Source organism: Lysobacter sp. H21R4, from assembly GCF_015277535.1.
GTDB lineage: Bacteria > Pseudomonadota > Gammaproteobacteria > Xanthomonadales > Xanthomonadaceae > Novilysobacter > Novilysobacter ciconiae.
Window position 1 is genome coordinate 835,584 of sequence record NZ_CP063772.1, and the last position, 26,840, is coordinate 862,423.

The 26,840-nt window shown below is 65.5% G+C and carries 24 protein-coding genes; 9 read left to right on the forward strand and 15 right to left on the reverse strand.

Features of this window, described 5'->3' with window-relative positions:
• Positions 1–102 precede the first annotated feature (102 nt).
• The 3 genes from INQ40_RS03780 to INQ40_RS03790 all read right to left on the reverse strand — a co-directional run bounded on the left by INQ40_RS03780 (position 103) and on the right by INQ40_RS03790 (position 5,299).
• Complete coding sequence (locus INQ40_RS03780; protein ID WP_194342405.1) at positions 103–2,985, reverse strand: TonB-dependent receptor; 2,883 nt, start codon at positions 2,983–2,985, stop codon at positions 103–105.
• Positions 2,986–3,389: 404 nt separating this feature from the next.
• Positions 3,390–4,241, reverse strand: coding sequence for a hypothetical protein (locus tag INQ40_RS03785; protein ID WP_193986347.1), 852 nt, complete (start codon positions 4,239–4,241; stop codon positions 3,390–3,392).
• A 104-nt stretch (positions 4,242–4,345) separates the two neighbouring features.
• Positions 4,346–5,299: an Hsp33 family molecular chaperone HslO gene (locus tag INQ40_RS03790; RefSeq protein ID WP_194341912.1), complete on the reverse strand. Its 954-nt coding sequence runs from the start codon at positions 5,297–5,299 to the stop codon at positions 4,346–4,348.
• Between the two features lie 175 nt (positions 5,300–5,474).
• Here INQ40_RS03790 and mtgA point away from each other — a divergent pair, with 175 nt between their 5' ends.
• From mtgA to INQ40_RS03805, 3 genes are all read left to right on the forward strand, one after another.
• Positions 5,475–6,197, forward strand: coding sequence for a monofunctional biosynthetic peptidoglycan transglycosylase (gene mtgA, locus INQ40_RS03795; RefSeq protein WP_194341913.1), 723 nt, complete (start codon positions 5,475–5,477; stop codon positions 6,195–6,197).
• Positions 6,198–6,267: 70 nt separating this feature from the next.
• Entirely contained in the window at positions 6,268–7,311 is a 1,044-nt protein-coding gene (locus INQ40_RS03800; RefSeq protein ID WP_194341914.1) for a glycosyltransferase family 2 protein, read from the forward strand.
• Entirely contained in the window at positions 7,271–7,699 is a 429-nt protein-coding gene (locus INQ40_RS03805) for a CBS domain-containing protein (RefSeq protein WP_193986355.1), read from the forward strand. Before INQ40_RS03800 ends, INQ40_RS03805 begins: the two co-directional genes overlap by 41 nt.
• Before the next feature lie 19 nt (positions 7,700–7,718).
• Here the strand turns inward: INQ40_RS03805 and INQ40_RS03810 are convergent, their stop codons facing one another.
• Positions 7,719–9,731: an AsmA family protein gene (locus tag INQ40_RS03810; protein ID WP_194342406.1), complete on the reverse strand. Its 2,013-nt coding sequence runs from the start codon at positions 9,729–9,731 to the stop codon at positions 7,719–7,721.
• Between the two features lie 111 nt (positions 9,732–9,842).
• Positions 9,843–11,468 carry a peptide chain release factor 3 gene (locus INQ40_RS03815; protein ID WP_194341915.1) on the reverse strand — a complete coding sequence of 542 codons (1,626 nt, stop codon included), beginning with the start codon at positions 11,466–11,468 and terminating at the stop codon, positions 9,843–9,845.
• Positions 11,469–11,690: 222 nt separating this feature from the next.
• Between INQ40_RS03815 and INQ40_RS03820 the strand changes: the two genes are divergently transcribed.
• The 3 genes from INQ40_RS03820 to INQ40_RS03830 all read left to right on the forward strand — a co-directional run bounded on the left by INQ40_RS03820 (position 11,691) and on the right by INQ40_RS03830 (position 15,182).
• Positions 11,691–12,803: an HDOD domain-containing protein gene (locus INQ40_RS03820; protein WP_228482108.1), complete on the forward strand. Its 1,113-nt coding sequence runs from the start codon at positions 11,691–11,693 to the stop codon at positions 12,801–12,803.
• 334 nt (positions 12,804–13,137) lie between these two features.
• A complete protein-coding gene (locus INQ40_RS03825) occupies positions 13,138–14,055 on the forward strand; it encodes a hypothetical protein (RefSeq protein ID WP_194341917.1) in 918 nt (305 codons plus the stop codon).
• A gap of 128 nt (positions 14,056–14,183) precedes the next feature.
• Complete coding sequence (locus tag INQ40_RS03830) at positions 14,184–15,182, forward strand: hypothetical protein (RefSeq protein WP_194341918.1); 999 nt, start codon at positions 14,184–14,186, stop codon at positions 15,180–15,182.
• A 96-nt stretch (positions 15,183–15,278) separates the two neighbouring features.
• Here the strand turns inward: INQ40_RS03830 and htpG are convergent, their stop codons facing one another.
• The 4 genes from htpG to INQ40_RS03850 all read right to left on the reverse strand — a co-directional run bounded on the left by htpG (position 15,279) and on the right by INQ40_RS03850 (position 18,671).
• Positions 15,279–17,189 (reverse strand): molecular chaperone HtpG, encoded by a 1,911-nt coding sequence (gene htpG / locus INQ40_RS03835; RefSeq protein ID WP_194341919.1) that lies wholly within the window; start codon positions 17,187–17,189, stop codon positions 15,279–15,281.
• A gap of 149 nt (positions 17,190–17,338) precedes the next feature.
• Positions 17,339–17,974 (reverse strand): uracil phosphoribosyltransferase, encoded by a 636-nt coding sequence (upp, locus tag INQ40_RS03840; protein WP_194341920.1) that lies wholly within the window; start codon positions 17,972–17,974, stop codon positions 17,339–17,341.
• A gap of 153 nt (positions 17,975–18,127) precedes the next feature.
• Complete coding sequence (locus INQ40_RS03845) at positions 18,128–18,301, reverse strand: DUF1328 domain-containing protein (RefSeq protein WP_043957803.1); 174 nt, start codon at positions 18,299–18,301, stop codon at positions 18,128–18,130.
• 76 nt (positions 18,302–18,377) lie between these two features.
• Complete coding sequence (locus tag INQ40_RS03850; protein ID WP_194341921.1) at positions 18,378–18,671, reverse strand: GIY-YIG nuclease family protein; 294 nt, start codon at positions 18,669–18,671, stop codon at positions 18,378–18,380.
• Positions 18,672–18,777: 106 nt separating this feature from the next.
• Here INQ40_RS03850 and INQ40_RS03855 point away from each other — a divergent pair, with 106 nt between their 5' ends.
• Together INQ40_RS03855 and INQ40_RS03860 are read left to right on the forward strand one after the other, a co-directional pair.
• Positions 18,778–19,857 carry a hypothetical protein gene (locus INQ40_RS03855; protein ID WP_194341922.1) on the forward strand — a complete coding sequence of 360 codons (1,080 nt, stop codon included), beginning with the start codon at positions 18,778–18,780 and terminating at the stop codon, positions 19,855–19,857.
• Positions 19,858–19,968: 111 nt separating this feature from the next.
• Complete coding sequence (locus INQ40_RS03860) at positions 19,969–20,649, forward strand: BON domain-containing protein (RefSeq protein ID WP_228482109.1); 681 nt, start codon at positions 19,969–19,971, stop codon at positions 20,647–20,649.
• A gap of 45 nt (positions 20,650–20,694) precedes the next feature.
• Here the strand turns inward: INQ40_RS03860 and INQ40_RS03865 are convergent, their stop codons facing one another.
• A complete protein-coding gene (locus tag INQ40_RS03865; protein WP_193986373.1) occupies positions 20,695–20,925 on the reverse strand; it encodes an RNA-binding S4 domain-containing protein in 231 nt (76 codons plus the stop codon).
• Between the two features lie 112 nt (positions 20,926–21,037).
• On the opposite strand from INQ40_RS03865, the gene dbpA reads away from it, so the two are divergent.
• On the forward strand, positions 21,038–22,432 hold the full coding sequence (gene dbpA / locus INQ40_RS03870; RefSeq protein WP_194341923.1) for an ATP-dependent RNA helicase DbpA: 1,395 nt from the start codon (positions 21,038–21,040) through the stop codon (positions 22,430–22,432).
• A 62-nt stretch (positions 22,433–22,494) separates the two neighbouring features.
• On the opposite strand, the gene INQ40_RS03875 is transcribed toward dbpA, so the two are convergent.
• From INQ40_RS03875 to phaZ, 5 genes are all read right to left on the reverse strand, one after another.
• Positions 22,495–23,439, reverse strand: coding sequence for a DMT family transporter (locus INQ40_RS03875; protein WP_194341924.1), 945 nt, complete (start codon positions 23,437–23,439; stop codon positions 22,495–22,497).
• A gap of 65 nt (positions 23,440–23,504) precedes the next feature.
• A complete protein-coding gene (locus INQ40_RS03880; protein WP_194341925.1) occupies positions 23,505–23,975 on the reverse strand; it encodes a VOC family protein in 471 nt (156 codons plus the stop codon).
• 5 nt (positions 23,976–23,980) lie between these two features.
• Positions 23,981–24,286, reverse strand: a complete 306-nt coding sequence (locus tag INQ40_RS03885; protein WP_193986381.1) for a hypothetical protein — start codon at positions 24,284–24,286, stop codon at positions 23,981–23,983.
• 126 nt (positions 24,287–24,412) lie between these two features.
• The gene (locus INQ40_RS03890) at positions 24,413–25,372 is read right to left on the reverse strand and encodes a peptidylprolyl isomerase (protein ID WP_194342408.1); all 960 of its coding nucleotides are present in this window, start codon (positions 25,370–25,372) and stop codon (positions 24,413–24,415) included.
• Between the two features lie 168 nt (positions 25,373–25,540).
• Positions 25,541–26,785: a polyhydroxyalkanoate depolymerase gene (gene phaZ / locus INQ40_RS03895; RefSeq protein ID WP_193987203.1), complete on the reverse strand. Its 1,245-nt coding sequence runs from the start codon at positions 26,783–26,785 to the stop codon at positions 25,541–25,543.
• Positions 26,786–26,840 lie beyond the last annotated feature (55 nt).

Consider the following 26,840-nt stretch of genomic DNA (forward strand, 5'->3'; position numbering starts at 1 on the left):
ATCGCCGGGGTTTTTACTGCCAGGCGATGCGCCATCAATACGCCAAGTAAAACGGCCCCGTTTCCGGGGCCGCCTGTTACACACCCGTGACCGATGTTCTGATCAGAAGCGCTGCACGTACTCCATGTACAGGTACTGGGAGTCCGGGATGTCGTACTGCGGATCGAACGAGTTGGCGAACGTCTGGAACGAGGTGGGCGCACGCTTCTTGAAGATATTGTTCACGCCCAGTTTGACGGTTCCGTCCCACGGCAGCTCGTAGCGTGCCTGGATGTCGTGGTACGTGGTCGCGCCCAGCTTGTTGCGCGCGGCCAGTCCGTCGGCGTCGCGGCGGGTGTCATCCGAGCACACGCCATCCCCTGGGAAGGGGCAGTCCTCGACGAGGTGGGAGAAGTAGCGGCTGATCCAGGTGACGCCCAGGTTGCCGTTGGTCCAGTCAAGGGTGGCGTTTCCACGCAGGCGCCACTGCGGATCACGGTCGAAGTACCGACCGACCGCGGTCTCGACATCCGAATCCTGGGTGAACTGGGATTCCCACTTGGACATGTATGACGCGCTCAGCCCGGCGGAAAACCGGCCATACCCCGTGTCGCTGGTCCGGTACTGCAGGTCGAGATCGTAGCCCTCGGCGTTGATGCGGCTGAGGTTCTGCGGGCCCAGCAGCATGTAGTCGATCTGGAAATCGGACGGGCGGCGGGAGAACAGTGCGCAATACGCCTGGTCGCCGTTGGCGTAGCACTGGTCGAGGATGTAGGCCACGGTCGGCGTAGAGAGGGCGTCCTCGATCTCCACGTTCCACCAGTCCAGCTTGATTTCCAGGCCCTGTGCGTAGGACGGGCTGTACACCAGGCCAAGCGTCTTGGAGGTCGATGTTTCCGGACCGGCATCGGGATTGCCGCCGAAGGAGAACGGGAAGATCGTCTGGCCGAAATAGCCATCGCCCGAGTTGGTGCGCTGGATGAAGTTGGCCGGCACTCCGGAGGCAAGGCAGTTGGCGGCGATGGTCGGGGTGCGGCCGCCATAGTCTGCCGAACAGATGTCACCGAAGCTTTCATAGCTGTCGGCCAAGCCGCGGAACAGGGTCTGGATGGGCGGCGCGCGGAAGCCTTCCGCCCAGTTGCCGCGCACCAGCAGGTCCTCGAACGGTTTCCACTTGAAGCCGAATTTGCTGTTGGTGGTGTCGCCGAAGTTGCTGTAGTCGGAGTACCGCGATGCCAGGCTGACCTCCAGGAGCCGTGCGCCGGGTACGTCGGCAAGGATCGGGATCAGGACCTCTCCGAAAATCTCGTTCAGATCGTAGGAGCCGGAGGTTGGCTTGCGCCCGTTGCCCGAAGTGTAACCGGCGGCAACGAATGCATCGGGGCGGTCAAAGCCGCTTTCCTTGCGGGACTCTATGCCCAGCGCGAAGCCCATTGTTCCGGCGGGCAGATCAACGATGTCGCCGGCCAGATTGGCGGTAAAGCTCTCGCTCTTGTTCTGGAACGTGTCCTGCGCGGTAAACAGGATGTAGTCCAGCATTTCCTGGGTTACCCCGCCCGCCGGGGAGAGCGGATTGAAAGGTACGCAGCCCGCGATTGCATTGCCGGGGGTTCCGCATTTCACCACCCCATCGGTGTCCAGGAACGACGGGCCCACGCCTGCGCGAACGTTGAGCATGTTGGCATCGCCAATCTGCGTGTCCATCTGGTCCGACTTGTTGAAGGCATAGCCGATATCCCAGTTGAAGTAACGATCGGCGAAGTCGAAGTTGCCCTCAAAGCCCGCGTACACGTGGTAGGTCTTCACGTTCTGCTGGTAGACGCGCGGCTGCTCGGTGAGGCGATGGCTCCACTCCACCGTGCGCCCGTCCCCACCGTACGCGGGGTTGTAGGGGTTGAAGTAGCTGTCCGGGCTCATGCCGGCATCGTTGCCAAAGACCCCCTCACCGCCCGCGAGCGGATAGCCGGCCAGCTGCTGTTCCGATCGGCGCTCGTTGTAGAGCCCTTCACCGCGGAAGGCGATGTGGTCGGTCAGGTCGAACCGCCCCTTGACGTACATCGCGGTGCGGGTCTGCGGCGTCAGCAGGTAGTTGTCCTTGGCGTAGTTGTACGCGTAGGCGCGGCCCCACGGCACGGTCTGGCCGTACGCGTAGCGCTGCTGGCCATCGGGGCCGATGCCGATCGCGCCAGGCGGGATGATCCGGTAGCTGCCGATTCCGTAGGGGTTGTAGTCATCCGCGTCCGGGTCGGTGTCCACGATCGGCGCGTTGTTCCAGATCTTGCCGTTTGAGGAGTAGCCGCTGAAGAAATCCGATGCGTTGGCGCCGAATCCGAACACCGGCACGGCCGACTGTTCGCGATCACCGGCCATGACCGCGCCTTCCTCGACGCGCGACAGGCTCATCACCACGTTGCCGCGCTCGCCGTTCGCCCCCAGCGTCGCCTCGATGGTCTTGCGATCGCCGTCGCCCTGGCTGTACTGGCCGATGTGGGTGCGGAATTCGGCGCCCTCGAAGTTGTCGCGGGTGATGATGTTGATGACGCCGGCAATCGCGTCGGAACCATAGATCGATGAGGCGCCGTCCTTCAGCACCTCGATGCGCTCCACGATCGCCGAGGGGATGGTGTTCAGATCGACCGTGCCGTCCAGGGCCGAGACCCAGCGCCGGCCGTCCACGAGCACCAGGGTGCGGGAGGCGCCCAGGTTGCGCAGGGAGATGTTGGAGGAACCGTCACCGCCGTTGTTGAACGTGCGGTTGAGCGACGGGCCCGCGGCGGATATGCGGTTCAGGACTTCTGCAACCGAGGTCACACCCTGCTTCTCGATCGCCTGACGGTCCAGTACAAGGACCGGTTGCGAGGTTTCCGCATCCACCGAGCGGATGCGCGAGCCGGTGACTTCAACGCGGTCGAGGGTGGTGGGACTGGAATCGGGCGGTACGTCCTGCGCGAGTGCCGCGCCCGTGCCAGCCAAGCTTGTTGCGCCTGCCACGAGCGCCAATCTGATCGCGTCGCGGAGCTGAGTGGTCATGTAAGTCATGTGCGCCTCTCTCCAGGTTGGACTTGGTGTAATGCCAAGGATCCCGGCCGAAAGCGACGAATGAAAGAGCACGTTCGGCAAGGTAGGGACATCCTAGCCATGCCTTGAGACGATTTAAAGTCTTTTTAACAAAAAAGTATGGATTTCTTTGCAAAAGTGTGTGCAAGAAAGTGGTAGTAGGCCCGTCGTTGCATGGGTGCAGCGTTTTCTTCCCGCGCAAATGCATCAGCCCTGCTTGGCCAGTGGCCGGCAGGCGCGTGGTCGCACAAAGGGGTGCGGGTGCATGCTGCGCATACCGCCAAGCGGGCGCATCAGGGGATATAAAGCAGGGCGCGGGCCGCGTGAGCTGCGGCAGGCCTGTGGATCGAGTGTTACAGATCCTGCTCGTAACGGACGTAGGGCACGGTGCCCTCGTCAGCATCCGCGTTTGCCGCGAACGGATTGCTGCCCCGGGTGATTTTCTCAGCGCCGACGGTCAGGCTGCCGCTCCAGGGGGTGCGCCAAGTCAGGCCGATTCCCAGCCCTTCCCAACCGCCGGGTTGGGTGGGGGTATCCACCACGCGGCCAATGATATTGGCGTCGAAGTCGCCGTAACCGGCGCCGACGGTCAGGGTGCGGCTGCTCCAGCGATCGGCCAGGGCGGCGGGCGCATCACCGGCGGGAATCAGGCGTGCCCGCGCCCAGGTCCCACCGATGGAGACCGTGGCCTCGCTGCCGATGTTCTGCTTGCCGTAGACCGTGAGCGTGTTCTGGTTGACCTGGTTGGCGGCGTGGCCGGGATTCAACCACGCCGGCAACGTGTCGCGGCTCTTGCCCACCGACACACCGAAGCGGGTGGACCGGGTACCGATACTCGTGCCGGCGGCCAGTCGTTCGTGGCGCTCGTTGTCCATCGCCGCCAGCAGGCAGTGATTGGCCAGGTTGCCGATGGTGCCCGCGAGCCCGCTGCTGCGGTCGCAGACCAGACCCAGCGTATTGCTGCCCTGAAGGCCGAATGCGGCGTCAAGGGTGGTGCTGCCGACACGCCACCGCGCGCCGGAGGAAGGGGTGCCTGTGGGTTCCAGCAGGAGCAGTGCTTCCAGCTTGCCGCTGGTGTTGTTCCAGACTGGCAAAACGGTCGGGTCCGCACGCTTGACCTTCTTCGGAGACTGCGCATGGGCGCCTGTCACCACGCCACAGGCGAGGAGCAGGGTCAGCGACAGTTGGAAGAGGCGGCTTTTCATGACACAGATTCGACCCGGCTTGCCCGGATGAGTTCCCCCGTACTGGAGCATCGATACTACGGTGTTTATGTTTCTTTAACAATCAACGTGGCGTGAATTCCCGCTTATTGCAAGCGCTCGGGAGCTGGAACCTGTTGTGCCGCGACGTCCAGCAGATCCTGGATGCGATCGCGGGTGAACTCGTAGCGCTCCCCGCAGAACTCGCAGCGGATCTGCGCATCGCCATCCTCCGCCGCGGCCAGTGCCTCCTCGCTCCCCAGCGACACCAGCATCGACTCTACCCTTTCCGCCGAACATGAGCACGCGAACCCGAGTGCGCGGTCGCCCAGGAGCTGCACGCCGTCGTCGTGGAACAGCCGGTTGAGCAGATCCGCCACCGGCGTCTGCAGGAGCTCATCGCGACCGAGCGTGTCAAACAGCGCGCCGGCGCGATTCCAGCCGTCCTCATCGCCTTCATCTCCGGGCAGCTTCTGCAGCATCAGGCCGGCCACGTGCTCGTCATCGCCGGCCAGCAGAAGACGGGTAGGCAATTGCTCGGACTGACGGAAGTAGCCTTCGAACGCCTCGCCCAGGGTATCGGCGGCGTCGAGCGCCACCAGGCCCTGGTAGCGCACCGGGTCGCGGCCACCGACCGAGGGGTTCTCGATGGTGATTGCCAGGACGGTATCGTCGCCGAGGTCGCGCAGATTGCCGGAAACAGCCTTCCCGCCCGCGTCAACGTGCTCCGGATCAAGACGCACGATGCCGCGCAGGGTGCCGGCAGACGTGCACTCGACAAACAAGGTCCGCAACAGCCCGCTGCTGCGCAGTTGCACCGACAGGCGGCCGTCGATCTTGACGTGGCCGGTAAACAGGGCCGCCGCCGCCGTCGCCTCGCCCAGCAGTTCCACCGCACCGGGCGCCTGGTTGCCGACGTCGGTCATGAGTTGGCGTATGTGCTGCCAGGTATGCCGCAGCTGCACGTGCACGCCGCGCACGCCCGCGCGGTCGATCATGAATCGGGTGAGCCGGTCGTCGGATCCGTCGGATGCGGGTTGTGGGGTGTGTGCTTGTGGCATGAAATGCTCGCGTGGCCGGCGGTTGGTCGATAATGCCGGTGAAGACGGGTTGACCAGTCAAGATGGGGACGCGATGGGCAGGGCGCAAGACGGGCCGGATGAGCACGGCCAGCGAGAGCACGGGCCAGAACAGGATGCGCCAGAGCGGCACGATCCAGAGCGGCACGAGCAGCGCATGCAGTCGCCCGGCGCCGGCCCGCGCAGACGTCGCTGGTGGCGATGGGTGGTCGCGGTCCCACTGGTGCTGTTGGTGGCCAGCATTGTCCAGGTCGGCACGTTGCGGTTCGTGGACCCACCCACCAGCGCGTTCATGGTCGCCCGGCAGGTTTCGGCATGGACCCGGGGAGAGAGCGACTTCCGCCTCGCCTATCAATGGCGCGACCGCGGGCAGATATCGTCCAACCTGCCGCTGGCGGTGGTGGCCTCCGAGGACCAGCGCTTTGCAGACCACCACGGCTTTGATCTGGAAGCGATCCGCAAGGCGCGCGAGCGCCATGAAGAAGGTGGCCGCTTGCGCGGCGCCAGCACCATCAGCCAGCAGACCGCGAAGAACCTCTTCCTGTGGAGCGGGCGCAGCTGGGCCCGCAAGGGACTGGAGGTCTGGTACACCGCGCTGGTGGAGTTGATGTGGCCGAAGTCGCGGATCATCGAGGTCTACGTCAACGTTGCCGAGTTCGGGGACGGCGTGTACGGCGCGCAGGCCGCGGCGCAACGTTACTTCGGCAAGGATGCGAGCCAGTTGACGGCCGCCGAATCGGCGCGGCTGGCGGCGGTGTTGCCCAGTCCCAAGCGCTACAGCGTGGAAAGACCGGGCCCGTACGTCCAGCGCCGGACGATGCAGATCCAGCGCCAGATGCGCCAGATCGGCGGTCCGTCCTACCTCGAGCAGTTCGAGTAGGGGCCTCGGCAGCCGCCGCATTCGCGGGCGGTCCGCGCGGCACTCATGGGTGCTCGGCTACCATGCCGCGATGAAGCCTGCCGACGCGCCCGACAACCACCTCACCCTCGTGGTGGCCGCGTTCAACGAGGCCGCCAGTCTGCCGCTGCTGCAGCCACGGCTTGCCGCCGCCCTGGACGCGGTGAGCATGGAGCACGGCATCGGTGGCGGCATCCTCTACGTGGATGACGGCAGCAGCGACGCGACCTGGACCGTGATGCAGGCGCTGGCGGCGCAGGACCCGCGGGTCTCCCTGCTGCGACTGTCGCGCAACTTCGGCAAGGAGCTCGCCCTGACCGCCGGACTGGACCGGGTGGTGCACGGCGCCGCGTTGATCCTGGACGCCGATGGCCAGGACCCACCCGAACTCGCGTCGCAGTTCGTCGCCCACTGGCTGGCGGGGTTCGACGACGTGCACGGCACCCGGCTGGTGCGCGAGGGCGAGGGCTGGTGGAAGCGCGCCACTGCGCACGCGTTCTACCGGGTGATGGGGCGCCTGTCGAAAACGCCGATTCCGGCCGACACCGGCGACTTCCGCCTGCTGTCGCCGCGTGCGCTGGCCGCGCTGGCGCAGATGCGCGAACGCCACCGCTTCATGAAAGGTCTGTTCGGCTGGGTGGGCTTCAATCGCGTTGCACTGCCCTACCAGCGGGGTCCGCGTGCGGCCGGGGAGACCAAGTTCAACTTCTGGCGCTTGTGGAACCTGGCCCTCGAAGGCATCACCAGTTTCTCCACCGCGCCGCTGCGGCTGGCGACCTACCTGGGCATGGCGACCGCGCTGCTGGCCTTCGGCTATGGCTGCTGGGTGATCGGCAAGGCGTTGCTGTGGGGCGACGCGGTGCAGGGCTGGCCGACCATGATGGCGGTGATCCTGTTCCTGGGCGGCGTGCAGCTGATCGCGCTGGGGCTGATCGGGGAGTACCTCGGACGCCTGTACGAGGAGTCCAAGCAGCGCCCGCTCTACCTGGTGGATGCCTGGCAGCCGGCGGCGGGGGTATGCTCGGATCGGATACCCGATACACAAGGAGAGCGCCATGCGCAACGTAAGGCATCTGCTGGAAGCCAAGTCCCCTGAGGTCTATTCGATCGCCCCGGATGCACCGATGATCGATGCGATCCGCCTGATGGCGGAGAAGCGGGTGGGAGCGCTGCTGGTTCTCGACAACGGACGGCTGGCCGGGATCATCTCGGAGCGTGACTACGCCCGCAAGATCATCCTGCAGGGCCGCTCTTCCAAGACCACCGCAGTTTCAGAGGTGATGACCACCGACATGCACACCGTCGGTCTGGAAGACACCGCCGAGCACTGCATGGCGCTGGTAACCGACCAGCGCATCCGCCACCTGCCGGTGATGGCCGACGGCAAGGTGATGGGGGTGGTATCCATCGGCGACCTGGTGAAGGCGGTAATTGAGGACCAGCAGCAGGAACTGGTGCAGCTGCAGCGCTACATCGAGAGCTGATCATCGGCGGGGCGGACGCCTACTTGGCGTACTGCCCACCGCAACCCGAATCCTCCCCCGGACCCAGTTCCAGCGTTGCCAGCAGCGCCGCCGGCGGCGAGATGCTGCCCAGTGCCAAGGCAATGGCGCCGCGCAGGCCGACGCTTTTCAGGTCCGGACGCACGGAGGGGTTCTTGAACGTGCCGTCCACCAGCAACGGGGAGCGGAACGCCAGGATGGAGCGGTCCTTGGGCCGTGGACGGATCCGCAGATCGAGCTGTTCGTCCTTGAGGTTGATGGTGCCCTCACCGATCAGGATCGTGTCGGTGGTGTCGAAGGCCAATGCATTGGCCGTCATGACGCCATTGGCGACTTTGAAATCACCGAAGGCGCAGCGGAGGGGGATCAGGCGATCGCCCTTCAGCTTGAACTTGATGATCTCGGCGATGTCGATGCCGGCCATCTCCATCAGGATGTTGCTGATCTGGCCCCGGCCCATGCCCACATCGACCTGTCCGTCGCTGCTGCCGAGCATCGCGGCAATCGAGTTGCCTTGACCGGTCAGGTCGACGTGCCCTGACAGCTTGCCGATAGCGTTCTGCACCAGTTCGACCTGCGGCAGCAATTGCGACAGGTCCAGCCCGCTGGCCTGCATCCTGGCCCGCGTCTGTATGGCGTCTTTGCGCGCGTCCATCCGCACGTTGGATGCAATCTTGCCGCCAGCGACGCCGAAGTCAAAAGGTTCGAGCACCAGCAGCCCGGCCTTCAGCGACAGGTGCGTGTTCATGTGCTCCAGCGGCAGCGAGGGTGCGTTGATGCGGTCGGCCTTCAGGCTGACGTCGGCATCCATCGCGCGCATCTTTTCCAGCTTGTAGGGGGTGTCGGGCAGCACGCGCTGGCGGGCTTTCATCTCCGCGGCTTTCGCTGTCAGCTCCGGGTTGCTGGTTTCTCCGGCACCGGTTTGGGGCGCGCCGCCGACCAACCCGGCCAGGTCGTCGAAGTCGAGCCGCTTGGAATGCAGATCGGCCTTCAGCAGGGGGCGATCACCGCCGGTGGTGAAGGCTGCGCTGCCGGCAAGGTCGCTGTCGCCCACGGTTCCGCTGAACTTGTCGTAGTGCCAGGTGGTGCTGGATCCCTGGATGTCGCGGGTCAGCCGGCCCTCCAGGGTGTAGGGCGGGGTGGGGGGCAAGGCGACCCCGATCAGCGGATAGAGGTCGTCCAGGTTTTTGCCTGCCAGGTTGAGCTGGAGGTCGAAATCACGCATGCGCAGGGGATCCAGCAGCGTCCCGCGCGCGTGGGCCTTGGTCGCGCCGGCCTGGGCGCGCGCGTCGATCTGGTAGGGCGACTCGACATCGCGCAGTTCCAGCGGCGACTCCGCGGTGCCTTCCACGGTGAATTCGTTGCCGCGCCACTGGCCGCCGCCCTTCACCTGGATCGGTGGTGCGTCGCCGATTTCCTTGGCCGCCGCGCTGGTCACGTCCACCTTGATGTCGGTCTTGTCCGCCTCGTCGAGGAACACCAGCTCGCCACGGGAAATCCATACCCGCCGAAACTCGAGATTGCTGTCGCCGCCGCCGCTGTTGCGCAGCTGCCAGTTGCCGCCGCCTTCCGGGTTGGCTTCCAGCGAGACGTGCGGTTGCGCCAGGCGCAAGTGGGGTATGCGCACCTTGCCCCGCAAGAGGCGCAGCAGGTCGATTGACAGCTCCAGCTGCTCGGCGCTGGCCATCTCGGGATCGCGCGCCCACTTGGCGTTGGCGAAGTGCACGTCATTGGCACGGATTGTCGGCGTCCAGCCCAGGTCGACGTCGAGATCGCCCTTGATCCGGAACTCGCGTCCGGTGCGGTTCTCCACCTGGCGCTCGACCGGCCCCTTGAACCAGTTCCAGTCCCACAGCGCGACCAGCACGATCAGGCCAAGCACGATCATCGCAAGTGCGGTCCACCACGGGTGACGTCGGGGCAGCTGCCACCATTCATCCGAGCCGGGTGCGCCTTTTGGGCCCGGCTCGGAACGGGGCGGGGTGGAACGCGGGGAATCGGGCATCGACGGGATCGGGTGGCGTGGAATTGCCCAACCATCCGCACCCCACGGTAAAACGCCGGTGAAATGGCGTCGCCGCGGTTCAGGCCCCGATCCGCGGTCGCGGCCCGCGCGCCGATGCGATCAGGTGTGGGCCTGCTCGCGGGTGGCCAGGAACTCCACGTCCGGGGCGCGCTCCTGCGCCAGCTGCAGGTTGACCCGCGTGGGCGCGAGGTAAACGAGCTGGTCGGCGGCGTCGAGCGCGAGGTGGCTGGCGTTCTTGTCGCGGAACTCCTCCAGCTTGCGTTCGCTGGCGCAGCGGATCCAGCGCGTGGTGGAGATGCTGACCGGCTCGAAGATCGCATCCACCCCGTACTCGGCCTTCAGCCGGTAGGCGACGACCTCGAACTGCAGCACGCCGACCGCGCCCAGAATCAGGTCGTTGCTCATCAGCGGACGGAAGAACTGGGTCGCGCCTTCCTCGCTGAGCTGGGCCAGCCCCTTTTGCAGCTGCTTGAGCTTGAGCGGATCACGCAGGCGCGCGCGCCGGAACAGCTCGGGAGCGAAGTTGGGGATGCCGGTGAAGGTGATCGATTCGCCTTCGCTGAAGCTGTCGCCGATCGACACGGTGCCGTGGTTGTGGATGCCCAGCACGTCGCCCGAATAGGCCGTCTCGGCGATCTCGCGGTCGCTGGCCATGAAGGTCAACGCATTGGCGAGCTTGAGCTCCTTGCCGGTGCGTACGTGGAAGGCCTTCATGCCGGCGGTGAACTTGCCCGAACACACCCGCATGAACGCCACCCGGTCGCGGTGTTGCGGGTCCATGTTGGCCTGGATCTTGAACACGAACCCGGTGAGCTTCTCCTCGGTCGGATCGACATCGCGGGTCGTGGTTTCGCGCGGCTGCGGCGCGGGCGCGTTCTTGACGAAGAAGTCCAGCAGCAGCTGCACGCCAAAGTTGTTGACCGCCGAGCCGAAGAACACCGGTGTCTGTTCGCCGGACAGGTACTTCTCGATGTCGAACGGATGGCTGGCGCCCTGGACCAGCTCCAGCTCGTCGCGCAGTTCGGCCAGCACGGCGGTGCCGATGCGCTGCTCGAACGCGGGATCATCGATCGACTTGAAGATCGTCGAATCCTGGCGGGTGAAATTGCGCCCCGGCTCGTACAGGTGCACCTCGCCGGTGAGCAGGTGGACGACGCCCTTCAGGCGCTTGCCCATGCCGATGGGCCACGTCACCGGCGCGCACTGGATGTCGAGCACGCTCTCGACCTCATCGAGCAGCTCGATGGGCTCCTTGCCTTCGCGGTCGAGCTTGTTGATGAAGGTCATGATCGGCGTGTTGCGCAGCCGGCAGACCTCCATCAGCTTGATCGTGCGCTCCTCCACGCCCTTGGCAACGTCGATCACCATCAGCGCGGAGTCCACGGCGGTCAGCACGCGGTAGGTGTCCTCGCCGAAGTCCGCGTGGCCCGGGGTGTCGAGCAAATTGACGATGCGCCCGTCATAGGGGAACTGCATCACCGAGCTGGTCACCGAGATGCCGCGCTCCTGCTCCAGCTTCATCCAGTCCGAGGTGGCGTGGCGGGCGGCCTTGCGGCCTTTCACCGACCCGGCCATCTGGATCGCACCGCCGAACAGCAACAGCTTTTCGGTCAGCGTGGTCTTGCCCGCGTCGGGGTGCGAGATGATCGCGAACGTGCGGCGGCGCAGCGCCTGTTTGGAGACGTCGGATTTGCTGGAGACGTCGGATCTGGATGCGTCGGACATGGGCTTGGCGCGCACGGGCGCGCCGACAGAGCGGAAAGCCGCCAATTATAGGTGCTCAGCGCGCTGCCTATGCGCGAACCGCGGGCGATGGCCAGACGCAACCCCTCCAACCAGATATCAGCACTGTGACCGGGGTCCGGATGGCGCTCTAAAGCCGCCCGGCTAGCAGCCGTTATCTGGCATGGGCGGATTACCCGCGCGACCTATTGTGGAGAAGGATCAGTGTTGATTGTGATTTCCGGCGGGGATGTCGCCCAGGCGAAGGAACTCGAAACCTCCCTGCGTGAATTTGGATTGGACTGGAAGATTGAATGTGTCCCCGTCACCGACGCGGATCGCATCCAGTCACTGTCTCCCGACGTGTTCGTCGCCGAGGTGCACCCGCACAGCCCCGCCTTGTTGACGCGTTTGCGCACGGACTGCCCGGACACCGTGCGGTTGCTGCTGCTGGAGTCCGGCCAATGCGCGGACGCACTGAGCGCGCTGGACTCGGCCCATCGCGTACTGACCAAGCCGATTGACGCCGGCGAGCTTGTCGACGCGGTGGAGAGCGTGACCGACCTGCGCTCGCTGCTCGACAACGAAGAGCTCAAACTGACAATCGGTCGGATCGACTCGCTTCCGCCGGCGCCGCGCATGTACATCGAACTGGTGCGCCTGATGCGCAACCCCGACGTCAGCATGACCGAGATCGCATACGTGCTCTCACAGGACCCGGCACTTGCCGCCAAGGTGCTGCGGCTTTGCAACTCTGCGATGTTCTCGGCCGGCCGGGAAATCACCGACATCCGCTCGGCCGTCACCCGCCTGGGGCTGGGCACGCTGCGGCAACTGGTGCTGGCCAGCGAAACCTTCGGGCAGGCCGCGGGAGAGACCGGGGTCGATCGGGAAAGCATGCAGACGCGCGCCCTGGCGATCTCCCGTCTGGCGGGCAAACTGCTCGCCGGACCCAGTGCGGACCTGGCCGTTACTGCCGGACTGCTCGCGGAAGTCGGGCTTCTGCTTCCCGGGATCGTCGACCACCTGACCACAGACACCGATGAGACGTCCCCGGAAATCGCGCCGGGCAGTCCGGGCTATGCCGAGGCGGGCGCCTACCTGTTGGGCCTTTGGGGCCTGCCGACGCCGATTGTCGAGGCGGTCGCCCACCAGTTTCGTCCGCGGCGCATGCGCTCCACCGGCTTCTGGGTGACCGGCGCGGTCCATGTCGCTTCGGCGCTGGTCAAGGGCATCCCGGTTGATGAGAGCTACCTGCATTCGGTAGGGATGCTGGACAAGCTCCCGCAATGGCGCGCGATGGCCGAGCAGATGGATCAGGGGCTGAAAGCGGCTTGAGGCGGGGTAGGGTGGCCGAGGCAGCAGCTGTTGACAGCTCTGAAGCATCGTGGTAACTGGAAAATTCCCATCGGAAGGGTAAACAGCGTGCACGGACGACATAGGTTCTTGTTCGCCGAAAGAAAAGGAACTTCTTATGTTCGCAAATGGTTATGCGATGCGGCGGCTTGCTCTCGTTTTTCTTTGTCCATTCGTCCTGGGTTATGCCCACTCCGCTGTTGTGGCCCGAGCCCGAGTTCCGCCGACATACAATGGAACCTTTGTCGCATGTAATGCTCCGACTCGATTGGTATCGATAGTTCGTGGCAAAGACAGTACAACGGCCCTCCAAACCATGCCCAGCGGCATCCGCGGAAAAGCCCTCCTGCCGGCGATGGAGAGTGCATACGATCAGTACTGGGCGGCGGCGGATGGGTCGGCGGCGGTGGTGGCCACGTCCGTGCGATCCCCGGGGATTATCCACCTGGTAACGTGGACGAACCGCCCGGTGGAGCTGGTGGGTGTGGTTCTGGACGTTGATTTCCAAAAGGATCAAGTGTTGGTGGCGACGGCCTTTGACGGAGACCGGGTACGCGTCCGCATATTGGACAGTCGCAGCGGGAAGATTGTCGCAGACTCCATGTTCCGTGATTCAATCGGGGCCGATATCGGCTATTTTTCGATGCGCCTGACGGAAGATGGTCGGAGTTATTACTACATAAAATTCTCCGACGCGGGAGCTCGTGTAGTAACGATGAGGGATGTTGTTACCGGAGAGGTTGTCGCAACGTCTCCAGCTGGAATAGGTGATGTTGATGACGTAGTCATGTTCTCGAAAAAACGTGGCATCCTCGCCGCCGGGGGCAAGGCATATCTGTGGGGGGAACGGGGCCCAGAGATGGTTCGGCTCGAGCCGGTCATTGGTTGGATCAATGAGATCATCGAGCCCAATGGAAGTGGCATATATGCCGTGCGGGGACGCGCCGGATGGGGAGTTATTGACTCGAGGACTGCAGACTGGAAGCTGGTGGTTCCCGGACTGGCGCAGAATCTGACTGTTGACTCCAACTATTTGATCCACTTAAGCGTTGTCGGTGAATCACCCACTTTGAGCGTCTACGATTTTTCAGGCGTCCATCCAAGGTTGGTACGCCGGATCGCGAGTAGTTCCGCTCGCCAGGAGGAGGTCGCCTGTACAAATGCGTTTGGAATGATGATCAGTAGAGATGGCAAATTCAGCTGGCAGAGGGCATTACCCATAGCGATTCCGTAAAAGCCGAGTTTATGAGTACCAAGGAACGCACCATGACCGGAAATCATAGACGTAGATTTTGCGTAGCTGTATCGGTAGCTGGAGTGCTTCTATGCCAAGCCACTGCCGGTGTCGTGGGGCACGCTGGATTGCCACGCTCCGCCAGCGGCGTGGCGATGAGTTGCGATCATCCGTTCAAAACGATCGCGGTTGTCCGCGCGAAGAGCGCTACAACCGTGTTTCAGTCCACACCGAAGGGGATCGCTTGGCAGGTGAACCTCCCACCAGTGCAGAGCGATTTCGACCAGTACTGGATAGCGCCGGACGGCGACGGGGCCGTCGTGGCGGTCTCGATGAGCGACGGCGGCAAAGCCTACCTCGTTTCACGCAATCATAAGCCCGTTGAAGTAGCGGGAGTATTGAGCGAGGTGGACTTTCAGCCTGGGCTGGTCCTCGTCGCCACAGAGGGAGATGCCCCGGGCATTCGCGTCCGTGTTTTCAACCGAACAGACGGGGCGGTTGTCGGGGACAGCGTTGTCAAGGATGTTCCGGGCGACGGTTTCAGGCGCTTCCTGTTTCGACTTACGGAGGACGGGAGGGCTTACTACTACCTGGCTTTGAATGAGACGGGCGGTGAGGTCCCCGTAGTTCGCAACGTGGCGGACGGGAAACGCTACCCACTGGGTTTCGTTGTGCCCGGTCAGGTCGAGGACTTGGTGCTGCAGTCCCTCGACAGCGGAGTGCTGGCCGTCTCAGGGAATGCGTACGTCGTGAAAAACAACCGGGTGTCCAAAGTGCCAGCCAACAGCGCCGTCGGTTGGATAGACCAGGTAATGGAGCCCAACGGTAGCGGCATCCATGCGGTGAAGGGACAGCGGGGATGGGGTGTGCTGAATCCCGAGACCGGGGCCTGGCTGATGTCGGCGCCGGGTGGCGGTCACTTGTACGTCGGGGAAGCTGGCGTGGCGATGATCGACAATTCCAGTCGTTCGGTTGGAATGACGAGCTACCAGTTTTCCGGTATGAAGCCCGCGAAAATATGGCCTCATCGCCAGATATCCGGTGCTGCGCCCGAAATTGCCTGCGTGAACGTGTTCGGAGCCATGACGTACGAGAATGGCAAATTCATTTGGAACCGGTCCTTCTGAACTGATAGGCCTGCCTCAGATGGAAAAAATGCCCGCAAATCTGCGGGCATTTTTTTTTGCATTTCAGGCATTGGTTCTTCAGGTGGACAGCAACCTTCAGCCCGCCAGCAACACCCGGTTCATCCGCTGCACGAACGCGGCCGGATCGGGCAGCGGCGCGCCAGCGGAAATCTCGGCCTGCTCCAGCAACAGGGTCGCCAGATCGGCGGCCTTGGCATCGTCGGTTTCCGCCTCGACGCGCTTGAGCAGTTCGTGCTCCGGATTGATCTCCAGAGTCGGCTTGCTCTCGGGCATCTGCTGGCCGGCTTCGCGCAGCATGCGGGCGAAGTGCGGCGCCATGTCGAAATCGGCCAGCGCCAGGCAGGACGGCGAGTCGGTCAGTCGCGCCGACACCCGGACATCGCTGACCCGATCACCGAGCAGGGCCTTCAGCCGGGCGACCAGCGGTTCAGCGGACTTGGCCGCCTCCTCCTGTTTCGCCTTGTCCGCCTCGTCCAGCGGCAGCTCGCCCTTGGCGACGTTCTGCAGCTTCCTGCCGTCGTACTCGGTCAGCGAGCCGAGCATCCACTCGTCGATGCGGTCGGACATCAGCAGCACCTCGATGTCCTTGGCCTTGAACGCTTCCAGCTGCGGGCTGCCGAACGCGGCGGCGTGGCTCTCCGCGGTGATGTACCAGATGGTGTCCTGGCCGGTCGCCATGCGGCCGATGTAATCGTCCAGCGACACGACCTGCTTGCCGGCCTCGCGCTTGGTGGACGCAAAACGCAGGAGCTTGGCGATGCGCTCGCGGTTGGCGTGGTCCTCGCCGATGCCTTCCTTGAGCGTGTTGCCAAAGGCCTTGTAGAAGGTGGCGAACTTCTCCGGCTCGTCGCGCGCCAGCGTCTCGATCAGGTCGAGCACGCGCTTCACGCAGGCCGACTTGATCCGGTCCAGCTGGCGGTTCTGCTGCAGCAGCTCGCGGCTGACGTTGAGCGGCAGGTCGTCGGCGTCGATCACGCCGCGCACGAAGCGCAGGTAGTTGGGCAGCAGCTCCTCGGCGGCGTCCATGACGAACACGCGCTTGATGTAAAGCTTCAGGCCCTTGCGCTCGTCGCGTCCGCCCATCATCAGGTCGAACGGCGGCTGGGAGGGCAGGTAGAGGAGGGTGGTGAAGCTCTGGCTGCCCTCCACGCGGTTGTGGGTCCAGGCCAGCGCATCGTTGAAGTCGTGGCCGAGCGACTTGTAGAAGCTCTGGTAGTCCTCGTCGCTGATCTCGCTGCGGGGCTTGGTCCACAGCGCCGAGGCGGCATTGATGGTCTCCCACTGCGGCGCGGCGCTGTCGTCCTTGCTCGGCTCTCCGGATTCGTCATCCGCCGCCTCGTTGGCGGGCTTCTGCATGCGGATCGGGAAGGCGACGTGGTCGGAATAGCGGCTGATCAGCGAGCGCAGCTTCCAGTCGGCGAGGAACTCGTCCTCATCGGCTTTCAGGTGCAGCGTTACCGTGGTGCCGCGCTCGGGCAGCTCGACGGTCTCCAGGGTGTACTCGCCCTTGCCGTCGCTTTCCCACTTCACGCCCTCGTTGGCGGGCGCGTCGGCGCGGCGGCTGAGGACGGTCACCTTGTCGGCGACCACGTAGGCGGAATAGAAGCCCACGCCGAACTGGCCGATCAGGCGCGCATCGGCCTTCTGCTCGTTGCCCATGGCCTCCAGGAACCGGCGCGTGCCGGAGCTGGCGATGGTGCCGATGTTGGCGACCACCTCGTCGCGGCTCATCCCGATGCCGTTGTCGGCGATGCTGATCGTGCGCGCGTCCTTGTCCCAGGTGATGTCGATGTGCAACTCGCCCTCGCCGGCATTCAGCGCGGGATTGGCGATCGCCTCGAAGCGAAGCTTGTCGCAGGCGTCGGAGGCGTTGGAGATCAGTTCGCGCAGGAAGATCTCCTTGTGCGAGTAGAGCGAGTGCGTGACCAGGTGCAGGACCTGGGCGACCTCGGCTTCGAATTTGCGTTTTTCTGTCGTTGTGCTCATGCGTGGCTGTCCCTTGGCGCAAAACGGTTGACTGCCCTTCAGCTGGGGCGTCCGGGTGGCGAAATCAAGTCTGATGCGGGCCGGGACGCCAATAGCAGCACGCTCATCCCGCGCAAGTTCGCGCGTCCTCCGCGAGCGCGATGGCGAGTTCAGTCCGCGCTGGTCCCGAAGATCTTGTCACCGGCGTCGCCTAGTCCCGGCAGGATGTAGCCGCGCTCGTTGAGACGGTCGTCGATCGATGCGGTGTAGATCTCCAGGTCCGGGTGCGCGGCTTCGGCTGCCCGCAGGCCCTCCGGCGCGGCGACGAGGAACAATCCCTTGATTCGAGTCGCCCCGGCGGCCTTGAGCATGTCGACCGTCGCGATCAATGTGCCGCCGGTGGCCAGCATGGGGTCCAGGATCAAGGCGGTGCGGTCGTGCATGTTGCCGACCAGCTTCTCGTAGTAGGCCACCGCGCCGAGCGTCTCTTCGTCGCGCGCCATGCCGACCACGCTCACCTTGGCGGCGGGGATCAATTCCAGCACGCCCGGCAGCATGCCGATGCCGGCGCGCAGGATCGGCACCAGGGTGATCTTGCGACCCTTGATCCGCCGAACCGTAAGCGATGTTCCCGCCCAGCCCTGGATCTCGACCGCCTCGGTCTCCAGGTCTGCCGTCGCCTCGTAGGTCAGCAGCGTTGCCACTTCGGACGACAGCTCGCGGAAGGATTTGGTGCTGTTGTCGGCGCGGCGCATCAGCCCGAGCTTGTGCTGCATCAGCGGATGGCGGACTTCGACAATCTTCATAGGCGGACCGGTCGCGGGATTGGGGCAAGTGTGGCCCAAACGACGGCGGGCGATCCATGGCGCACCGCCTGGCGCCCATAAAAAAACACCCGGGAGCGCCGGGTGTTTGATCGTTTCTAAAGGGACCCTGGTCTGGCGCTTGAGAAAACCGCGCTACCTGACCTTTTTGTAGACGGTCATTCCCAGCAGGAACAGCACGACCGCGATCACGATCGCCGCGATGAACAGGAACTTGGCGATGCCCATTGCGGCACCAGCCATTCCGCCGAAGCCGAGCACGCCTGCGATGAGGCCGATGACGGCAAAAATGATGGCCCATTTGATCATTAGCTTGGTCTCCTGTCGTTGAGCGAATCCGGTGGCTAGGCCGAAGTGGCCGGCACCGCCGCGTCTGGAACCCACGCTACCGATGCAGATGTGCGATGCGGGTGAACAGGCGCTCGCCCGCGTCCTGCCCGGCGTCGCACAAGGCGCGCTTGGCGGCCGGTGGAAGGCGCTTGATGGCGTACTCCGCGCGGCTAGCGCTGCCGCGGTCGGGACAGGCAAACTGGGCAAGCAGCCGGATTGGCGGGTTGGCGCGCGTGTACCGGGCACCCTTGCCGGCAAGGTGCTGGCCGAACCGGCGCGGGATATCCGTGGTGATCCCGGTGTAAACCGCGCCGTTGCGGCACTCCAGCAAGTAGACGAACCAGCCCATCGCGGCAGTCTATCCGTCGCGGTGGCAGAACAGGTTCATCCGCCGTTGCAGTCATGACACCCGCGCGCCCCTAGACTGATCGTTCATAAGCCCTGCGGTCCCACACATGCCCTCGCCCCGGCGAATTTCCGCGATCCTCCTTGCGCTGCTGCTTTCGGCCTGCCATCAGCCGCCGGCCGCGGATGTTGGCGCCGGCGAAGTGATCCAGACGCGGGGCGACTCGCGCGGGGGTGCCGTGTCGGACGCGGAGGTGGTCGCCGCCGACCCCTACGCCGCGGCCACCGATCGGTCCGCGATCGACTGGCGACCGCTCGCGCTGGAAGCCGGCCAGGCGTGGCTCAGCTGCGATCACGACTACGCCAACGGCGAGGGCACCGCGCTGCGATCGCCCGACTACACGCAGATCCGCGCCGCGCTGGAACCCTGCGGCGCGGGCGGGCTGCTGCGCCTTCGCTACCAGGGCAAGATCTCGGACGAATTCACCGCGCTCATCGAGCGCACGGTGGAGGTCGCCGACACGCTGGGCATCCACAAGCGGATTCTCGACATCGACTCCACCGGCGGCCAGATCGAGGAGGCGATCCGCTCGGGCGACATGATCGGCGCGTCCCGGTGGACGATCTGGGTGCGCGAAGGCGCGGTTTGCCACAGCTCGTGCGTGCTCGTCCTTGCGGCCGGCGACATGCGCATGATTGCCGGCAAGGTCGGCATCCACCGCATGATCCGGATCAGCTCGAAAGCCACCTCGCGCGCCGAGCTGCAGGAGGAACTGCAGGCCGTCCACGCCGACGTGCGCGAGTACCTGCAGCGCAACGGCGTGGCGTTCGCCATCGCCGACCTGATGATGACCGTTCCCAACCGCAGCCTGAGACTGCTGACCGCGCAGGAGATGGACCTCTACGGGCTGGAAGGCCGCAACGCGGCGGAGGACGACCTTCAGCGCATCGAGCTGACCCGCCGGTGCGGCGCGGATTTCGTCCAGCGCAAGGACGCCTTCTTCCGCGCCTTCGACCGCGAATGCCAGGCGGCCGGGGATCAGGTGGGGAGCATGGGCGAGTGCGGCTTGAAGCTGCGCGAGCGCTTCGGCTTTCCTGACGCCCAGTGTCCCGTGCAGAGCCCGCTGTCGGAGTTTGATTCGGCGGTCACCGTGCCGCTGGAGCGGCGCAGCGATACCTCCCACAGCTGACGCCGCGACGGACGGCCGGGCCCGAATTGCCCACGCGCCCTTAATGCCGTGGCGCGCATGGTGTTCCAGCAAGGCGCCGTCGGCGCTGCGTTGACCAGAAGGAGGCCTGCCGTGAGTGGAAACAACGTCGGAGATGATCTGAAATCGATGGCCCAGGATGTGGCCGACCTGGGCGCGGGATACGTCCGTATGGGGCGGCGCTGGCTGGAGATGCAGCGCAGGCAGGTGTCGGGCGCGTACGACGGCATGGCCAGCCGCGAAGTGCCGCCGCAGCCGGGCGAAGGACGTAGCCATCGCCGCGCCGGTCCGCACGGCTCGCCACGCGGATCGACCAGCGGGGCAGGGGCAGGACCGGACAGTTATCTGGACGATGACCTCAGTCCCGGCTACGCGTCGCCGGGACGCACCCAGTCCCCGTTTGGGGACACCACCGGTGGTAGCGACTCCGATTACCTGCCGCCGGGCAGCGCGTCCTATGGGCGCGCGAGCTATCGCGGCGTCGGACCGAAAAACTACACGCGCTCCGACCAGCGCATCACCGAAGACGTGTGCGAACGGCTCACCCGATGCGAGCATGTGGATCCCAGCGATGTCTCGGTCAATGTGTCCGGCGGGGTGGTCTCGCTGACCGGCACCGTCCGCGAGCGCTGGATGAAGCACCGGATCGAGGACCTTGCAGCCGCCTGCGACGGTGTCCGAAGCGTGGAAAACAGGGTCCAGGTACCCACGGCGGATCGGCCTTCCGAGGGTGTCTCGGCGGGGGATTCCACGTTGCCGGAAACGGACCTCTAGCGCCTGGCTGCAGCGGCTGGCGGGGTCGAGGTTGACCCCGCCCGCTCAGACGGCGGCAGGCAGCACCCGGACCTCGGCCCCTTCCACGCTGACCACCTGGCCCGCGCGTATCTTGCAGGTCTTGCGCAGCTCGACCTTCCCGTCCACGGCGACCGCGCCGCTGGCAACGATCTGCTTGCCGATGCCGCCGCTGTCGCACAGGCCGACCAGCTTCAGCAGCTGGTTCAGTTCCACGTACTCGTGGCCGTCATCGAGTTCGAATTCCAGTGATTCCATCGGGGCGGTCGTTGAGGGAGGGTCGGTCAGGGTCGCAGCGGCGTGGATGGGACGCAAGCCGGGATTAAGCGTGAAGCGCGGATGCAGCGCTGCAACCTGCGATCATGGCGCAATGACCAGCCACGACCCCCAGCACGCCTTCGCCAGCCTCGATCTGTCCGCCCAGCTTTTGCAGGGTGTGGACGCACTCGGCTATAGCCAGCTCACTGCGGTACAGGCGCAGGCCCTGCCGGCAATCCTTGAGGGACGCGATGTCATCGCCCAGGCGCCGACCGGCAGCGGCAAGACCGCGGCGTTCGGACTCGGTGTCCTCAGCCGGGTGGATGCGACCCGGATCCAGACCCAGGCACTGGTGCTCTGCCCGACGCGTGAGCTCGCCGACCAGGTCGGAAGGCAGCTGCGGAAGCTGGCGCTGGGTATTCCCAACCTGAAGCTGTCGGTGCTGTGCGGCGGCATGCCGCTGGCGCCCCAGCTGGCGTCGCTGGCCACCCACGATCCCCAGGTAGTGGTCGGCACGCCGGGGCGGATCCAGGAGCTGCTGCGCAAGAAGGCGCTGCACCTGCGCGGCGTGCATACGCTGGTGCTGGATGAGGCGGACCGCATGCTCGACATGGGCTTCGAGGACCAGATCCGCGAGATCGTCGGCAAGCTGCCCGCAGATCGGCAGGGCCTGATGTTCTCGGCGACGTTCCCGGACGCGATCCGCACCCTGGCCGGCGCGATGCTGCGCACGCCGCTGCAGGTCACTGTGGAATCGTCGGAAAGCCCGACCCGCATCCGCCAGCTGTTCTACGAAGTCGAGCCGGGACGCAAGACGCCGCTGCTGGCGGCGCTGTTGCTGCAGTTCCGCCCGGAGTCGTGCGTGGTGTTCTGCAACATGCGCCGCGACACCGAAGAGGTCGTGGCTTCGCTTGCCCACTACGGATTCACGGCGCTGGCGCTGCACGGCGACATGGAGCAGCGCGATCGCGAGGAGATCCTGCTGCGCTTTGCCAACCGCAGTTGCAGCGTGCTGGTCGCCAGTGACGTCGCCGCGCGCGGGCTGGATGTCGAGGACCTGGCCGCGGTGGTCAATTACGAGCTGCCGACCGACGCCGACACCTACGTGCACCGGATCGGGCGCACCGGTCGCGCCGGCCGCGAAGGGCTGGCGCTGAGCCTTTGTGCCCCCGCGGAAGTGTCGCGCGCCGACATGATCGCCCTGCATACCGGCACGCCGCTGGAGTGGATGCGCGCAACGCCGCTTGCCGGCAAGGCCGCCGGTGTCGTGCCGGCGGCGATGGTCACCTTGCGCATCGACGGCGGCAAGACCGACAAGCTGCGCCCGGGCGACATCGTCGGCGCGCTGACCGGAGATGCGGGCCTGCCGTCCTCGGCGATCGGCAAGATCGACGTGTTCGCCAGGCGCTCCTATGTCGCCGTCGCCCGCGGCAAGGCCGACGCGGCGCTGGCCCGCCTGCGCGAAGGCAGGATCAAGAACCGGCGCTTCCGCATCCAGCGGATCTGACCCAGCGCATCTGGTCCAGCGCATCTGACCCAGCGCATCTGGTCCAGCGCATCTGACCTCGGCTACTCGACGACGATCTTCGACTCGGCGGTGGCAAGCATCTCCGGATGCCCGCCGCGACGCGGCTTGCCCAGCAGCGGGTAGATGAACACCGCGATCAGGATGATTGCCACCCCGAGGTAGAACTGCAGGCTCAACTCGTGCTGCTCGCCCAACAGGAGGATGGCGAGTGCGATGGCGTAGACGGGTTCCAGGTTGACCGCCAGCTGCGCCGAGAACGCACTCATGTGGCGCAGCGCCGCCAGTGACAGCGCGAACGGCAACAGCGTGCAGCCCAACGCCAGCACCAGCAGCCAGCCGATGTCGCGCGCGCTGGGCAGCGTGAGCAGGTTGGTATCGCCCAGCACCGGCAGGACATACGGCAGCACCGGTGCCAGCAGGGTCAGCGCCAGGGTGCCCGCGCCCAGTTCCAGCGCGGTGACGGTCAGCGGATCGGCATGCTCGACCAGGCGCTTGTTGAGCGAACCGAACAGCGCCACCAGCAACGCCGACACCGCGCCGACGACAATGCCGATGCGCATGCCGTCAGGCACACCGCCGACCACCAGGGCCACTCCGGGCAGGACGGCCACGCCGAGCATGAAGTCGGGCCGGGAGAACCGGCTGCGCGCCAGCCACGGCTCGACCAGCGCAGTGAAGACGGTGGCCAGCGCAATGCAGGTCGCGCCGATGGAGGCGTTGGACAGCTTGATCGCGGCGTAGAAGGTCAGCCAGTGCAGCGCCACCAGCACCCCGATGCCGGCGTACGCCCACAGCAGCCGGCGGGGCATCGCGCGCAGTCCGCGCCACACACGGGGCACCAGCGCCAGCGCTGCCGTCACCATCAGCATCCGCCACCACACCAGAGGCAGCGCGGCGAGCGTGATCACCTTGCCGAGGATGGCCGTGAAGCCCCACAACAGGACGCAGAAGTGGATCTGCAGGAAGGCTTTGTTGGTCGGGGTCATCGCATCGGGCCGCAGTCAGCGGCACATTGTGCGCAATGCAGCCAACCGTGGCGAGCGCTCCGGGGCTAGTGAACCGCTGCGCGGGTTTCGCCCTCGGGCTCGTCGAGCGACAGCCAGGGGTCGTAACTGCCAAACCACCACATGTGGCCTTCAATATCCAGGCAGCCGTAGCCGCGTCCGCCGTAGTCCTGGTTGGCGATGTCGCGGATGATTTCCGCGCCGGCGGCGATCGCGCGCGCGTAATGCGCGTCCGGATCGCGCACCACGACGCAACTGGTCTGGGTCTCGCGCCCGCCGATCTGGTCGGGCTGGACCATGCGCAGCCGCCAGCGATCGACCGGGTCGTTGGCGGCGAACTCGTCGCGCGCCGAGGCCAGCATCACCATGCCGCCCTCAAGAACCAGCTGCGCGTGGTGGACGAAGCGCTCGTCGGCGTGGACGGACAGGCGCCTGAATCCGAACGCTTCACACAACCAGTCGATCGCGACGTGGGCATTGCGGTACTGCAGGCACGGAATGATCGTGCTGTTGGCCATGGGAATTACTCCCGGACGTCGGACTCGTCGGTTTCGAACTCGGCAAGCACGTCCAGCTTGAATGCAAGGGCTTCGACCGTCTCGCGTACGCGCTCCGCGGCCGCGTCGTCGGGCGCGTCCACCTCGATCACCTGCATTCCCGGGCCGCTGTCCTCGGACAGGCCGGCGGAGCTGGAGTCGGGATCGTCCATGTGCGGCATGAGGTCCTGGATCTCCTCCACGTGCTCGATCTCGGGGAGGCTGGCTAACAGGTCGCGGATGGCACGGCTGGCATCGTCGCCGCCGGTGATCCTGATGCGTATCAGTGGCATGGGAAGCGCCTTGTGGGGAAGGTCGCTCAAGGCTAGGGAGCGCACGCGCAAAAGCACGTGACGGGCCCGCGGCAGATGGGGACGGCATTCATCCGCGGCTGCGATCCAGCCTGCGCGGTGTGGCGTTCAGCCCTCCGGCATCTCGCGTACCGGCAGCGGCACGTTGCACAGGTCGATGTGGCCGGCGCTGGATTTGTACCAGTCGTCGCGCCGGTTGCGCCGGGCCTCGGTGACGGCCGCGAACGTGGCGCTGTCGGTCCGCAGCAACTGCAGGCGCTCGCGTTGGTCGGCCGGCAGGTCGCTCGCCAGTCGGATGGTCGCGATGGGGGTGCGTCGGGCCGGGTTGTCGTAGACGCCCATCGGTTCCGGTCCGCGCGGGGTGGCAGACAGGAACTCCATGCCGCGCACGACGCGGCCGACCAGGGTGATGTTGCGATCCAGCTGGCGCGGCGATTGGCCGATGACCACGTAAAGCTCCGCACCATTGCTGGAATCGGCCGCCATGTCACGGCCGGCACCGAGCGCGCCGTAACAATGCGTCATCCAGGCGCTACCACCCGCCGGATCCTGCGCGGCAGGGAAGCCGTCGACAAAGCCGACCTGCGGCGCCCAGCCATCGGAGTCGGCGAGGGCGGTGAACGCAAGCCCCGCCGCGGGGCGCTCAAACTCCGCCGGCAGGTGGGTCCGTGCACCGCCCAGCGAGCGGGCGCCGGGCTCGCCGGCATCGGGATCGCCGAACTGCACCACGAAGTTGTCCTGGGCGCGGTAGATGCTCAGGCCGTCCCAGAAGTGTTCACGGGCGAGGGTGCGGATATTGGCCACGTGCTCGGGCGCGAAGCCGGGCGCCAGTTCGATGACCACGCGTCCGCCGGCCACGTCCATATACAGGGTGTTGCCGGGATCGGGTGTGCGCCAGTCCGTGTCCGGTGAAGCGGCGAGGATCTCGCTGACCGACGGGGCCTTGATTGGAGCATCGGAGGCGGCTGGCGTTTGCGCCTGGGCTGCCTGCGCCGTTGGCAAGCCGACGCAGGCGCCCACCAGGACGGATGAGAGCAGGGCCGACGACAACACGGTGGACGTCAGCAGAGCGGGCGGCAGGCGTGGGCTTGGCAAGAGCGGCTCCTTTTTGGACAGGCGTACGGCAGTCCCCCGATTCTGGCGGAATCCGCACGCGCCAGCCAATGTCGCCAGTGGGGCCAATGTCCGGGCGCGCCGCGCGCGCCTGGCAATCAGCCCGCGCCGCCCTCCGTAAACTCAGTCGGCGTATTTGGCGATGAAGTCGCGCAGCTGCGGATAGACCTGTCCGCGCCAGCGGCGGCCGCTGAAGATGCCGTAGTGGCCGGCGCCCTCGATGGTGCTGTGCAGGTGGTCGGCCTCGGCGATGCCGGTGCACAATTCGTGCGCCGCGCGGGTCTGCCCCTGGCCGGAAATATCGTCCAGCTCGCCCTCGATCGTCATCAGCGCCGTGCCGGTGATGGCCGCCGGGTCGACGCGCTCACCTGCGACGTCCCACAGGCCGCGCGGCAACAGATGGTCCTGGAAAACGGTCTGGATGGTGTCCAGATAGTAAGCCGCCGGCATGTCGAGCACGGCGTTGTAGTCGTCGTAGAACTTGCGGTGCGACTGGGCGTCGTCCAGGTCGCCGTTGAGCACGTCCTGGTAGAACTTCATGTGCGACTGCGCATGGCGCTCGGGATTCATCGCCATGAAGCCGGTGTGCTGGAGGAAGCCCGGATACACCCGGCGCCCGCGGCCGGGATAGTTGTGGGGGACTTCGTGGATCAGGTTCTCGCTGAACCAGGACAGCGGCTTGTGCGTGGCCAGCTCGTTGACCTGGGTGGGGCTCTCGCGGGGGTCGATCGGCCCGCCCATCATCACCATCGAGCGCGGGGTCTGCTCGCCGCGCGAGGCCATCAGCGAAACCGCCGCAAGTACCGGCACCGTGGGCTGGCACACGCTCACCACGTGCAGGTTGTCGGCGCCGATGAAGCGGATGAATTCCTGGATGTAGGCGATGTAGTCGTCCAGGGTGAACTCGCCCTCGCTGACCGGGATCATGCGTGCATCGGTCCAGTCGGTGATGTAGACCTTGTGGTCGCGCAGCATCGTGCGCACGGTGTCGCGCAGCAGCGTGCTGTGGTGACCCGAAAGCGGGGCGACCACGAGGACGGGCGGCTGGCCGCGCATCTCGGTGAGGTTGCCGGCATCGTCGGTGTAGCGCTTGAAGCGCAGCAACCGGCAGAACGGCTTGTGCACCATCTCGCGCTCGATCACCGGATGCTCGACACCGTCGAACTCGATGGAGTGGATGCCGAACTCGGGTTTCTCGTAGTCTTTGCCGATCCGGTACATCAGCTCGCAGGCGGCTGCGAACTGGTCTGCGCCGGGAAGCTTGCCCAGCCAGGTGTTGGAGCCGCCGAAAATCTTCGCGCACGCATCGGCCCAATAGGTCATCGGTGCCATCCACGCGCGGTTGAACTCGTGCATCTGGTAAAGCAGCATGTAAAGCCTTGGCAGAGAATTGGTGCGTTGCAGCGTAACGGAAACGCAGCGC